At 36.4% G+C, this 12,662-nt stretch carries 10 protein-coding genes and 11 tRNA genes; 2 read left to right on the top strand and 19 right to left on the bottom strand.

Annotated features, from left to right (window positions below; genetic code table 11):
• Positions 1-20 precede the first annotated feature (20 nt).
• On the top strand, positions 21-1,370 hold the full coding sequence (pepC, locus tag BN52_RS09260) for an aminopeptidase C (RefSeq protein ID WP_008474296.1): 1,350 nt from the start codon (positions 21-23) through the stop codon (positions 1,368-1,370).
• Between the two features lie 70 nt (positions 1,371-1,440).
• On the opposite strand, the gene BN52_RS09255 is transcribed toward pepC, so the two are convergent.
• From BN52_RS09255 to BN52_RS09165, 19 genes are all read right to left on the bottom strand, one after another.
• A complete protein-coding gene (locus BN52_RS09255; protein ID WP_008474295.1) occupies positions 1,441-2,376 on the bottom strand; it encodes an AAA family ATPase in 936 nt (311 codons plus the stop codon).
• Between the two features lie 141 nt (positions 2,377-2,517).
• Positions 2,518-2,976, bottom strand: coding sequence for an SsrA-binding protein SmpB (gene smpB / locus BN52_RS09250; RefSeq protein WP_008474294.1), 459 nt, complete (start codon positions 2,974-2,976; stop codon positions 2,518-2,520).
• Positions 2,977-2,987: 11 nt separating this feature from the next.
• Positions 2,988-5,315: a ribonuclease R gene (gene rnr / locus BN52_RS09245; protein ID WP_008474293.1), complete on the bottom strand. Its 2,328-nt coding sequence runs from the start codon at positions 5,313-5,315 to the stop codon at positions 2,988-2,990.
• 79 nt (positions 5,316-5,394) lie between these two features.
• Positions 5,395-5,628, bottom strand: a complete 234-nt coding sequence (gene secG / locus BN52_RS09240) for a preprotein translocase subunit SecG (protein ID WP_008474292.1) — start codon at positions 5,626-5,628, stop codon at positions 5,395-5,397.
• A 68-nt stretch (positions 5,629-5,696) separates the two neighbouring features.
• Positions 5,697-7,760, bottom strand: a complete 2,064-nt coding sequence (locus BN52_RS09235) for an LTA synthase family protein (protein ID WP_008474291.1) — start codon at positions 7,758-7,760, stop codon at positions 5,697-5,699.
• A gap of 70 nt (positions 7,761-7,830) precedes the next feature.
• Positions 7,831-8,856 carry a lysylphosphatidylglycerol synthase transmembrane domain-containing protein gene (locus BN52_RS09230; protein WP_008474290.1) on the bottom strand — a complete coding sequence of 342 codons (1,026 nt, stop codon included), beginning with the start codon at positions 8,854-8,856 and terminating at the stop codon, positions 7,831-7,833.
• 4 nt (positions 8,857-8,860) lie between these two features.
• Positions 8,861-9,904: a glycosyltransferase family 4 protein gene (locus BN52_RS09225; protein ID WP_040473535.1), complete on the bottom strand. Its 1,044-nt coding sequence runs from the start codon at positions 9,902-9,904 to the stop codon at positions 8,861-8,863.
• Positions 9,897-11,069: a glycosyltransferase family 4 protein gene (locus BN52_RS09220; RefSeq protein ID WP_008474288.1), complete on the bottom strand. Its 1,173-nt coding sequence runs from the start codon at positions 11,067-11,069 to the stop codon at positions 9,897-9,899. Before BN52_RS09220 ends, BN52_RS09225 begins: the two co-directional genes overlap by 8 nt.
• Positions 11,070-11,190: 121 nt before the next feature.
• A tRNA-Leu gene (locus BN52_RS09215) sits at positions 11,191-11,275 on the bottom strand.
• 42 nt (positions 11,276-11,317) lie between these two features.
• Positions 11,318-11,388, bottom strand: a tRNA-Cys gene (locus BN52_RS09210).
• Positions 11,389-11,408: 20 nt separating this feature from the next.
• Positions 11,409-11,480 (bottom strand) — tRNA-Gln (locus tag BN52_RS09205).
• Positions 11,481-11,487: 7 nt separating this feature from the next.
• Positions 11,488-11,560: transfer RNA gene (locus BN52_RS09200), tRNA-His, on the bottom strand.
• A gap of 13 nt (positions 11,561-11,573) precedes the next feature.
• Positions 11,574-11,644: transfer RNA gene (locus BN52_RS09195), tRNA-Trp, on the bottom strand.
• 5 nt (positions 11,645-11,649) lie between these two features.
• Positions 11,650-11,731, bottom strand: a tRNA-Tyr gene (locus BN52_RS09190).
• Positions 11,732-11,737: 6 nt separating this feature from the next.
• A tRNA-Phe gene (locus BN52_RS09185) sits at positions 11,738-11,810 on the bottom strand.
• 6 nt (positions 11,811-11,816) lie between these two features.
• Positions 11,817-11,890, bottom strand: a tRNA-Asp gene (locus tag BN52_RS09180).
• Positions 11,891-11,893: 3 nt separating this feature from the next.
• Positions 11,894-11,967 (bottom strand) — tRNA-Met (locus tag BN52_RS09175).
• A gap of 10 nt (positions 11,968-11,977) precedes the next feature.
• A tRNA-Ser gene (locus BN52_RS09170) sits at positions 11,978-12,066 on the bottom strand.
• A gap of 26 nt (positions 12,067-12,092) precedes the next feature.
• Positions 12,093-12,164: transfer RNA gene (locus BN52_RS09165), tRNA-Glu, on the bottom strand.
• A 289-nt stretch (positions 12,165-12,453) separates the two neighbouring features.
• Here BN52_RS09165 and BN52_RS09990 point away from each other — a divergent pair.
• Positions 12,454-12,603, top strand: a complete 150-nt coding sequence (locus BN52_RS09990; RefSeq protein ID WP_008474286.1) for a helix-turn-helix domain-containing protein — start codon at positions 12,454-12,456, stop codon at positions 12,601-12,603.
• Positions 12,604-12,662: the final 59 nt, after the last annotated feature.

Raw genomic sequence — 12,662 nt, 5'->3', positions numbered from 1 at the left:
TAAAAAGAAAGGCATTAATTATGACAAAAGAAATTTCCTATGATGCAATTGAACAATTTAAACAAGATCTAGCAAATCATCCTGCATTCAATGTAGCCAGTCGTGCAGCCCAAGAAAACGGCATTTTTAAAGCAAGTCAAAATTTACAAACTAAAATTGACTTAGCACCTACTTTTTCAATAGAAATTGAAACTGGTAAGCCTTCAAACCAAAAACAATCCGGACGTTGCTGGATGTTCTCTGCTTTGAACACTATGCGTCATCCTTTACAAAAAGACTACAAGATCAAAGACTTTGAATTATCTCAAAATTACACTAACTTCTGGGATAAGTTTGAAAAATCAAATTGGTTCTTTGAAAATGTAATTTCTTCAGCTGACAAACCTTTAGGCGATCGTAAGGTAGCTTTCTTGTTTACTACTCCACAACAAGATGGTGGTCAATGGGATATGTTGTGCGGTATCATTGAAAAATATGGTATCGTACCAAAGAGCGTTTATCCAGAAACAGCTAATGCAACTAATTCAAGCGCTTTGAATGATACTTTAAACACCCTTTTACGCAAAGATGGTTTGGAATTACGCAAATTAGTTAATGCTGGTAAAAGCGAAGAAGAAGTTCAAGCACGCAAGTCAGAAATGTTAAATGATGTTTTCCGTGTCCTAGCAATTTCTTTAGGCGTTCCACCAAAGAAGTTTGACTTTGAATATCGTGATGATGACAAAGAATACCATATTGATCGTGATTTAACACCACAAGAATTCTTCAAGAAATACGTTAACATGGATCTTGAAAACCATATTTCCACAATTAATGCACCAACTCAAGATAAACCATTCCACAAAGTATTTTCTGTAGAATACTTAGGAAATGTTGAAGGTGGTCGTCAAGTTCGTCACCTTAACCTCCAAGTTGAAGAAATGAAGTCATTAATCATTAAGCAACTCGAAGCTAGTGAAGTAGTTTGGTTTGGTTCTAACGTTGTTAAGGATTCCGAACGTCGTGCCGGTTTGCTTGATACAGAACTATACAAACGTGATGAATTATTTGATGTTGACTTCTCAATGTCGAAAGCTGAAAAGCTTGATTCCGGCGAAAGCATGATGGACCACGCAATGGTAATTACTGGGGTTGATCTTGTCGATGGCAAGCCAACTAAATGGAAGATTGAGAACTCATGGGGCGAAAAAGCAGGTTTCAAGGGCTACTTCGTTATGAGTGACAAGTGGTTTGATAGCTTTGTTTACCAAGCAGTTATCAACACCAAATTCTTGCCTGATGAACTTAAGGAAGCATATGAAGCTGGAAAAAAAGATCCAATTCAATTATTGCCATGGGATCCAATGGGTGCTCTAGCTTTTGATTATTAATAATAAAAACTAATACATAACAAAAAATACCTAGGAAACTCTTTACTTGAGTTAACTAGGTATTTTATTTTTACCAAATATGAAGCAATCTGGTTGGATCTAACTTACTTAGATTAAATTGATGAACATGTTGTTGCTTATTTTCTGGAAATTCTCTAACGAAATCGGCAACATTAAACAACCCTGTTGAATAAGTCCATACACCTTTTACTTTCCTAATTGGATCCAACATTTCATTTCTAATCGGATAAGCCGAAATAATAAAATGCTTGTGATGGAACTTAAAAGCAAAGTATGGCAATTTAAATTCTTCAACTACTTCTTCCTTATTTTTACCAATAGTGACTACATTTCGATAAGAGCCATATTTCTCAGTAAATTTTTTATTGAAGGAGAAGTAGAAGTTAGAAATATGTACATGAGGAAAATCCTTTTCCTCAACTTGGTCTGGCACTGCGATCACATGGGCAAAGCGATCTAAATTGCTTTCTCGTTGCGATAACGCTTTATCCATTTGATTAGGTAAAATTTTATGAGCCCATTCTGGAACTTCTGGATGAGCTTCATACTCATAGTACATTTGTTTAACAACTTCTGGTTTTACCCAATCATAATGCATTCTTGTTTGATTACGCTTAAGCAAATTTTCAAGCGTATTATGTTGCATTAGATCTACTACAAACAATTCATAATGATACTTGTCTACCCATGGCTTAAAATGCTCAATTGCACTAGGCAAAACATGAGTACCATCAACAATTACAGTTTCTCCATATGACATCTTATGTTCAACAAGATTGTCGACCATTTTTTGAGTCTGAACTGTCACATGTCGAGGAATAACCTGGTGTAAATAATCAGCTTCTTCTTGATAATATACTGTTAAGTCCGCCAATAAAAGTCGAATTTGGTCACGACTAATAGCATATGGTTGCAAATGATGGCGTGCTATAAAAGAAGATTTTCCAGAGCCAGGTGCACCTCGTAATAAAAATATTTTACGCATGCCTATAAAACTCCAAACTAGAAATTAATTCTTAATTATCGTAATAAATTTTACCATAGATAAACGTAATTCCCGCCTCTGAGGATTAATTTTATACAAAAAAAGCATCTATTACTATCAGTAAGTAATAAATGCATACCTTTATACTCGATATTTTCTACGTAGCTCTCGCTCTTGATCACGCTTTTTAATCGTTTCACGCTTATCGTACTGCTTTTTACCTTGACCCACGCCAATTAAGATTTTTGCAAAACCCTTTTTTAGATAAACTTTCAATGGAATAATAGCTATTCCTCGCTCTTCCTGAGCCTTGGCTAAATGACGTAATTCCGTTTTATGCAGAAGCAGTCTTCTGGAACGCAAAGGATCATGATTATATCTGTTACCGTGAGTGTACTCACTTATATGCACATTTTCAAGAAAAGCAGAGCCATTGTGAATCTGCACATACCCATCTCGCAAAGTGATTTTTCTAGCACGAACTGATTTGATTTCCGTACCAGTCAACGCAATTCCAGCTTCATATGTTTCTTTGATAAAGTAATCATGATTAGCTTTACGATTTTGAGCTAGAACATTCTCGCTTTTTTCTTTTTTCATTGCTATCAGCCTTAATGTTTAAAACCTCTGCCTCGATTGTTTCGACGACCATTACGATCATTGCGATTATTTTGACCTCGATATGGTCGACGACCGAATGAGGCATTATTTCTAGAATTTCTTCTCTTGAAACGATCATTTCTTTCACTTCGTTCATGCTTTGGTGCATTAGGATCATACAATTCAAAATCTAACTGATGTTGATCAACATTAGCATTAATCAAAGTTACCTTAATTGGCATTCCGATCTTGAATTGCCGATGGGTACCTCGACCTGTCAATGTTAAGGTCTTTTCATTAAAACTATAGAAGTCATCATCTAGATTAGTAATATGAATCAATCCTTCAACGGTATTTGGAAGTTGAATGAACATGCCAAAACTTGTTACTGATGATACTACTGCATCAAAATGATCACCTACACGATCGGCCATGAATTCCGTCATCTTCAAATCATTAACTTCTCGTTCAGTATCGATTGATCTTCTTTCCTGAGTTGAGGTCTGTTCAGCAGCTTCTGGCAATTGATCAGCAAAATGCTTTTGAATCTCCTCATCAAAATTATTATCTGCATATTCATGGATCATCCGGTGAACCATCAAATCTGAATATCTTCTAATTGGTGAGGTAAAGTGAGTGTAGTACTTAGCGGCCAAGCCAAAATGTCCTAGAGCCTTTTCAGAATAATGTGCCTGCTTCAAGCTACGCAACATAATTGTTTGCACCACTGCCTCTTCAGGAGTTCCAAGAGTTTTTGTAACCACTTTTTGCAAATCGACAGGCTTAACTTTGTTAGGATCAGCTTTGATATTTAAACCAAAGGCACTACAAAATTCAAAAAAGCTCTTGATTCTTTCACCATCTGGGGTCTCATGTACCCGATATAAGAAAGGAACATGCTTACGGTAGTAGTCTTCTGCAACTGTTTCATTGGCAATTAACATGAACGATTCAATCATCTTTTCAGCTATTCCTCGTTCATGTAAAACGATATCTACCGGCTTGCCTTGTTCATCAACAATAATTTTTGCTTCAGGTTCTTCAAAATCAATTGCACCACGTTCATGACGTTTACGATAAAGAATATCATGTAAATCTGCCATCTCCCGTAGCATGTCTTGCAATTTAACATATTTATCCTCAAGACCTGTCATATCGCCAGACAATACTTGATTTACCTTATTATAAGTCATTCGTCCATGACTCTTTATAACCGCTGGATAAATCTTGTAGCTTACTCTTTCCCCTTCAGGGGTGATTTCCATATCGCAGGATAAAACTAATCTTTCAACACCCTCATTTAAAGAACAAATACCGTTAGAAAGACGGAATGGTAACATAGGAATTACTCGATCTACCAGATAAGTACTATTACCACGTGCAAAAGCTTCCTGATCTAATGGAGTCTTTTCCTTAACATAATGTGCAACGTCCGCAATATGAACCCCTAGATGGTAGTTGCCATTTGGTAATTTCCAAAGAACCACGGCATCATCAAAGTCTTTGGAATCATCCCCATCGATAGTAACTACAGGTTGATCAGTAATATCAACTCGCCCTGCTTTATCAGATTCGGTTACGTGATCGGGAATATTATTAGCCTGTGCCATTGCTTCTTTAGGCCATTCCACACGTACGTCATGCGCTGATACAATTGACATGATATCAACGCCTGGATCATTCTTATTACCAATTACTTCGATAACAACCCCAGTCATTGAATCAGGATTTTCTTCATTAGGATAATTCTTGATCGAAACTTTTACCATATCCCCCATTTGTGGGATCAAGCCATTTTCATCAACAAAAACTCGATAGTTATGCAACTTCTTATTGCTACTTACTACATATCCTATGAAATGACTGATTTTAACTTGTTCGTCACTCAATGGCGTAAATTCGCCCACTATAGTTTCGGTTTCATGTTCCAAAACCTCAAGAACTTCACCATCAGCACTACGATTATTCCATGGATTGCCACCAACCGTAATCTTCACCTTAACACGGTCGTTATTGATTGCATAATTTGTAAAATCGCGAGGGATAAAAATGTCATCTGCATTCTCATCATCTAACTTAACAAAGCCAAAGCCTTTATCATTAGCACGAAATACCCCTTCAACAATCGTATTTTCTAATTGTAATTGATATTGTCCTCGACCATCTGTAATGATTTTCTTTTCATGCTCTAAAAATGAAAGTGCCTTAATCAATTCAGTAAAAGTTCCCAATCGATCATGACGTGCAATTCGTTCAATTTGATCTACTCTGAACCTTCTTTGAGGATTTTGGCGAAAAATTTCTAAAACGCCGGCCAAAACCTTTTCATTTTGTGCCATAGAGTCTCTCCATTCTTTTTTAGTCCTAAAAAATATTAAAAAAAATCCTCCCATCATCAATGATCGGGAGGTAAAGCTATTACTTAGATGACATATATGCCAAAACAATAGCTAATGCGAAAAATAATACTAACAAAACTGAAGTAACTTTTTCCATAAACGCTTCAAAGCCACGTTTTTTTGTTTGACCACTAAAAACTGCACCGCCTGACAAGGCGTTCAATGCATCTTGTTGTTTTTGCGGCTGCATCATTGTTGCAATAACAATTAAAATCGAAACAATGATTAATAATGTCATAAATATATTGTACAATGCGCTGCCTCCAATATTCTGATACGATTACTGATAAATTTTATCACAAAAATCAAGTTTTTTACAGATTATTTTTTTAACTCTGGTGCATCAGTCTTAAATTTAGACTCTGTTGATTTTTTATGATTCCTATACCACAAAGAAGTCTTAACATTAGAATCTTTCAATTTTTCCAAACTTACCTTCTTATTGTAGTCATAATCCTTGATTTGAACTTTTTTAAACCATTTAGGCCTATAGAATCGAAGCAAATTACCATTTATTACTCTATCAGATAAAGACAGCTGAGTCGTTACTCGGTTAGAAATTGATGCCAATTCTGACTTCAATTTTTTATCTGGATGAGAAATTTCTTCTCCCGTCTTGGTGTAATAATAATCACCTGAGACTTTGGCATATTCAGGAGTGATAAAATCACCATTACGTTGAGCTACGATTTGTGGTGCATTCTTGCTTAAAAGATCATGACCAAACTGAATCGTATTTTTATCGCTAATTCCTAATAAATTCAACAAAGTTGGCAAGACATCGATTTCTCCACCATAAGTGTGATCAATTTTACCCTTTAATCCCTTCATATGGAACATCAATGGTACTCTTTGGAAATTCAAATTATCAAAATCGTTGAATTCGTCTTTTCCTAACAATTCTGCCGAAGCTTTGTGGTGATTACCTGATATTCCATAGTGATCACCATAAAATACCAGCAAAGTATTCTTATCCAAACCAGTTTTCTTCATCCAAGCCATCAATTCTCCGATAGCTTGATCTAGATAATGAGCTGTTTGCACATAGCCATCAACAGTTTCATCACCAGTATCAGTCTTATCAATTGACTGATTAGCCTTATCCAGTTGATATGGGTAGTGATTAGTAACTGTGATCATCTTCAAGTAAAACGGCTGAGGCAAGCGCTCAATATACTTTATTGATTGCTTAAAGAAAAGCTTATCCTTCAAACCATAACCAATGTAGTAGCCTGGTTTATTTTGGTAATAGGACAAAGGCATAAAGTATTGATAACCAAATGATTTATAGGCATTATTACGATTCCAGAAAGAACCTTCTCCACCATGCATTACCGCAGTAGTATAGCCTCCACTTTGATGTAAAATAGCAGGTGCACTTTCAAAGGTATTAGACGTACCATAACTTGACATAGCTGATCCAGACTGTAAACCATAAAGTGAATTTTCCAACATCATTTCGGCATCGGAAGTTTTTCCTTGACCTACTTGATTGAAAAAATTGTCAAAACTGATGGTATCTTTAGCATGAAATATTTTATTCAGATTTGGCGTTACTGCTTTGCCTTTCCATTTATAGCCAATCAAAAATTGCTGAAAACTTTCCAAATGGATAATCAAAACATTTTTGCCCTTAGCTACACCAGTATATGACTTATTAGGCTTCACATATGTTGCCTTTAGATACTTTTGAACTGACTTTAAATCAGAAACATTAGCATTAGCCATCTGAGCTGACGTTTGTGCCGTCTTGTAGCCATCGTACAAAGCATACTCATTGATTCCCAAATACTTAACGATGTAGTTGTTATCAAAAGTTCTGGTTAACAATCCTGAGCGATCTTTTTGAGCCATCATTAAGTCTAATCCCATTAAGCAAACAGCCAACAGTTCAATTAGACTTAACAGCTTTAATCTCAACGGGCGAACATCAATTCTTATTACTTTGGTAGCAAGTAGCGCAATAATGATTCCAATATCCAAAAAAGCTAAGAAATCACTAGCCAAAGTAATACCAACAATACTTTTTCCTAAATTATCTGACGTTGAACCTGAAGTTTTGATAATTGAGAAAGACAAGAAGTTCGAAAACTCGCGATAATAAAGAATATTCGAAAATAGCCATAAGGTTAAAAGAAAATCAATTATTACGATGATCCAATAAGATTTTCTACCTTTAAAAAATAGTCCAATCCCTAACAACAACATCCCTGCAGGGATCGGATTAAGCAATAACAAGAATTGTTGCATTGGGCCTACAGCACCCAAATTGAACTTTGTTAAATAGATAAAGTAGGTTTTCAACCAAAATAGCGTCAAAACAATGGTAAAGAACCCTAACTTGTCATGAGTTAGCCATTGTAGAAAAGATTTGGTACGTGCCATCTTTTGCTCCTTTCATTACGCTAACTATCATACTACGAAGAGCCAATAGGTACAGTATTTTCAAATCAAATTAACCTTTTCTTGTATTTTGTTTTTTTGCTGGTTTAATAATCCAACCAACTAGCCCCAACATAATTCCTAAAAAGTACGTTACAAAGCGCCAAATAAACATCCCTAACACTAATCCTCCACTATTTAAAATAAAAGTAGAGAATAAGGTCTGAAAACTATATTCAGCACCACCACTAGCACCAGGCAAAGGGATAATTGCCATGAACATAATAATCATGATATTCATTTGGGTTACTGCTAACCATGAAGCTTTAATATTTAGCGCCAACAAAATGCCATATGGAATTGAATAGAAAAACAAAAGCTGTAAAACCGTCAATAAAATCACTTTTATTAGCTTGGACTTTTCTTGCTTCAGCTTTTGACTTTCTCCATAAAAAGTATCGATTTTAGTTATCATATTTTGTCTTAAATGTTCAATTTTATCAGTTTTGATAAACCGAACTAAAAAATCAAGCAACTTATTGGTTGCCTTTTTTGTCGAATTATAAGCAAACATAATTGCTAATAAAAACAAGGTTGAAACCACATGAATCGTTAATCCGATAACAATAAAAAATGACAATGTAGCAAACTTAGTTACTACTAAATGGAAGCCAAAAATAATTGTTGATAAATAAGCTGCAAAAACAACTATTTGATAAATAATAAACTTCATCAACAATAGCGAGGTTGCTCTTCCACCCTCAATTCCAACTTGAATCAAAGCAGCTAATTGCGCTGGTTGACCCCCAGTAGACATTGGCGTGATAGCATTAAAGAGAGTTTGAATAATCGGCACTCTGAAGTATGACCAAAATGATCTTTTAGGTTCATCTTTTCTTTGAGCTAAAATCTTTAAAATCATCGCTTCACAAAAATATGAGCTGATCATCAAACCAACAACTAGTCCTAACATAGTCCAATTTAACCCTTGAGCTGCAACTTCAAGTTGCTTTATTGGGGTTGCTTTTAAATCGATATATAAAATATAGCCAGTAATTGCTAAAACTACGACAATACTCCAAAAATATTTTTTCTTCATAACTTTAGCGAATTTGTCCTAACTTTCTACCAAGATCATATTGTTCATGATAGAACTCATTCCAAATATCTGCTAAATGATCCTCAGAATATTGTTCGCTTGCTTGAAGCGAAAGCTCACGATACTTCGTAAGTAGACTAGGATCGGCAATGATTTGATGTAATTGGGCATTTAATTCTTCAAAATCATCTCCATGCATGTAGTAGCCATCGATAATTGCTTTATATAAATCAAGATCTCTAAGCAATACAGGTGTACCACAACTGAAGGCTTCCAATACCGACATTGGGAAGAGCTCATCAAATGAAGGTAGCAAAAACAAATCAGCAATGTTCAAATAATTAACTAATTTTTCGCGATCAATTATTCCAGTAAAGGTCAAATTAGCTGGTCCATGGTCAACTAATTCTTTGTAATGATCATAACCATCAGTGATTTTTCCAAAAGAAAAGCCACCAGCCCAGATGAATTGTACATCTGGGTTTGCTTCTGCAAGTTTAGCAAAATCATCTACGCCTTTGCGTTCTTGAACTTGTCCATCACCAAAAACCACAAACTTATCATGCGGTATGCCTAATTCATTTCTAAAAGCATTTTTTTGAGCTAAGCTTTGAGGATAAAATTCTTTCTTAGAAACAAAGTTAGGAATATATTTTACTTTTTCCCTGCTAATTCCATATTCGACCAATTTATCGATAAAAATTGGATTGACTACCACTATCTGGTCCATTCGACGATAGAATTTGATCACATAGTCTGCGAAGGCATCTTGAGCAAAACCAGGCAATTTAATTGAACCTTGAAGCGTATTGGGTAAAAAATGCACGTATCCGATTTTTCGTCCTCTTGCAGGTGAAAAACTATTAGCAAAATAGGTTGGATTGATCGTATGATAGTGCGTCAAATCAGTTGAACCATATTTGTTGATAGTCATATAAAACTCATCAACTAATTTAGTACGCATTAAATTTACCAATTCATTATATGCAGAGCCCACTCCCTGCCCTTTAACAGAATCTGCTTGGGAGAACATATTTATTCTAATCATTTAAATCCTCTTCTTGCTTTTCTTGATAATTATCTATTGCCATTTGATAAAAGTCACATACTTCAGTTGCAAAGGTATCAGCTGAAATTTGGATCATTTTTTGTTTTAATGCTGCCTCAGGGATTGGTTTTCTTCCTTCAGCTAAGTAATCGATAATTTCTGTTGTCATTTCCTTTTGAGTAGTAAATACTTTACCGAATTCAGGTTGATCAAAAACCCCTTCAGTATAGTCAGTATCATATACTACACACTTCGTCCCTGCTGCTAAAGCCTCAATGTAAGTTAATCCTTGCGTTTCGGTATCACTTGCCGAGACGAACAGGTCTGCCATCCGGTAATAAATTCCTACTTCATTATGATCTACATCACCGGTAAAAATTACATAATCCTCAAGCGTTAACCGCTCAACTTGATCTTTAAGTTGATCTACATCGGGTCCATCGCCGGCAATAACTAATTTGACCTTAGGAAAATCTTCAATGATTTGGGACATTGAATTCAAAATATGATCTATTTTTTTCTCCGCCGCAATTCTACTTAAAGTCAAAATAACTTGGCTATCCTCACTAATTCCAAGTTCTTTGCGAACGTCTCGATTTGGATCATTATTAATACTATCGATATCTACTCCAGTGGGTACAATCTTGATTGGAATATCAACACCATAGCGTGTAAGTAAGTTCTCTACCCGTTTACTTGGAGCAATTACGCCATCCATATTTTTCAAGTACGTCTTAGTAAATTGTTTTACATGATATGGACGTAACAAGTGGCCATTCAAAACGTAATGCAAATAATCTTCATACATTGTATGGTAGGTATGGATAGCCGGTATTTTTAACTGATGAGCAACATATTTCCCCATTATACCTAGGGCGAACTCAGTTTGAGTATGAACAATATCCAATTGAACTTCTTTAGCAACCTTAGTCGCTTCAAAAAAGCCCCTAAAAGCTATTCTGCGGTCTGTAAATGATATAAATGGTACACTGCTAAAGCGAAAAATATTCGGCTCAATTGTGCCCTTTTCTAGGTGTGGATCAGTGGTAGTAAAAATGAACACATTATGCCCTTGCTTTTCAAGCGCTTCTTTTAAAGTTTTAATTGATGTAGCAACACCACTAATTTGTGGGAAATACGTATCAGTAAAAATGCCTATATTCATCGAATATATACCTCCTTTTAGCATTATAAAGTTTACTAGTACTACTTGCAATTTCAGACATCAAAATTGTTTATTATTTAACAAAAAAAGATCCAGCCGAAGCTAGATCTTTCATTCTTAATAGCGGTGATCGGGGTCGAACCGATACGTCCGTAATGGACACCAGATTTTGAGTCTGACGCGTCTGCCAATTCCGCCACACCGCCATATTAATATTAAGTTATACTCTCCAACGTCTGTCAAGAGTAAGGCGGGGATCGGATTCGAACCGACGATTAAGGTTTTGCAGACCTCTGCCTTACCACTTGGCTACACCGCCATGAGTATTTATATAAACAATTGGGATAACTGGATTCGAACCAGTGCATGTTAGAGTCAAAGTCTAATGCCTTACCACTTGGCTATATCCCAATGTTAGGGCGGAATATGGGATTCGAACCCATGTATGCCGGATCCACAAACCGGTGTGTTAACCCCTTCACCAATTCCGCCGTGAAGTTTAAACAGGGACAGTAGGAATTGAACCCACATTAGCGGTTTTGGAGACCGATGTACTACCATTATACGATGTCCCTATTAATGGAGGAGGGTGGATTCGAACCGCCGAACTCAGAGAGAACGATTTTACAGACCGTCGCGTTTAGCCACTTCGCTACTCCTCCGGTTGATGGCGCGGGACGGAATCGAACCGCCGACACAAGGAGCTTCAATCCTTTGCTCTACCAACTGAGCTACCGAGCCATCTTACGGTCCATGCGGGATTTGAACCCGCGATCTCCTCCGTGACAGGGAGGCGAGATTGACCACTACTCCAATGGACCATATTGCGGGAGCTGGATTTGAACCAACGACCTTCGGGTTATGAGCCCGACGAGCTACCAGACTGCTCCATCCCGCGATAATTATTAAGGAGGATGTGGGATTTGAACCCACGCGCGAGCAGAACCCGCCTGACGGTTTTCAAGACCGTTCCCTTAAGCCACTTGGGTAATCCTCCATATTATATAATGCCAACTAAGGCAATGACCCGTACGGGATTTGAACCCATGTTACGGCCGTGAAAGGGCCGTGTCTTAACCGCTTGACCAACGGGTCATATTTGTTACTCAATCAAAAGTACTTAATTATCATATCTTATTTATATGAGGTTGTCAAGAACCTTTTTTATTTCTTTTTTGAGTTACTTGTTCTTTAACAGAACATATTAGATATTACATTATTTTTTAGAAGCTTGCAAGTCCTTTTTTGTATTTTTTTGATTTTTGTGATTAACAAGTGATAATGTCTTATCTGTTAACTTAGTAAAATGTCCTATTTGAAATTGATTATGGCATAATCTCTGTTATTGGAGGTTATGGTCAAAGTGAAGAGGATCAGTTTAAGCATGAAATACGATAAGCAGTATCAAGTTATTAAAGACCTAGTAGATCATCATGGCAACAAGAAAAGAGCCGCCCTTAAGCTAGGCATATCCGTTAGACAGGTCAATCGCAGGATCAAGCAGTATCAGGACAATAGAGTAGAGGGAGTTTAATTCTCGCCCCTCTCATTGCACCGGACGTACGGTTCCGTATCCGGCGCTACATTTGTAAT

The sequence above is a fragment of the Lactobacillus gigeriorum DSM 23908 = CRBIP 24.85 genome, from assembly GCF_000296855.1.
Taxonomy (GTDB): Bacteria; Bacillota; Bacilli; order Lactobacillales; family Lactobacillaceae; genus Lactobacillus; species Lactobacillus gigeriorum.
This window is presented reverse-complemented; position numbering and strand designations above follow the sequence as displayed.

Coding starts and splice junctions, on each gene's coding strand:
- pepC (WP_008474296.1), top strand. CDS start 21: ATGACAAAAGAAATTTCCTATGATGCAATTGAACAATTTAAACAAGAT.
- BN52_RS09255 (WP_008474295.1), bottom strand. CDS start 2,376: ATGCGTAAAATATTTTTATTACGAGGTGCACCTGGCTCTGGAAAATCT.
- smpB (WP_008474294.1), bottom strand. CDS start 2,976: ATGAAAAAAGAAAAAAGCGAGAATGTTCTAGCTCAAAATCGTAAAGCT.
- rnr (WP_008474293.1), bottom strand. CDS start 5,315: ATGGCACAAAATGAAAAGGTTTTGGCCGGCGTTTTAGAAATTTTTCGC.
- BN52_RS09235 (WP_008474291.1), bottom strand. CDS start 7,760: ATGGCACGTACCAAATCTTTTCTACAATGGCTAACTCATGACAAGTTA.
- BN52_RS09230 (WP_008474290.1), bottom strand. CDS start 8,856: ATGAAGAAAAAATATTTTTGGAGTATTGTCGTAGTTTTAGCAATTACT.
- BN52_RS09225 (WP_040473535.1), bottom strand. CDS start 9,904: ATGATTAGAATAAATATGTTCTCCCAAGCAGATTCTGTTAAAGGGCAG.
- BN52_RS09220 (WP_008474288.1), bottom strand. CDS start 11,069: ATGAATATAGGCATTTTTACTGATACGTATTTCCCACAAATTAGTGGT.
- BN52_RS09990 (WP_008474286.1), top strand. CDS start 12,454: ATGAAATACGATAAGCAGTATCAAGTTATTAAAGACCTAGTAGATCAT.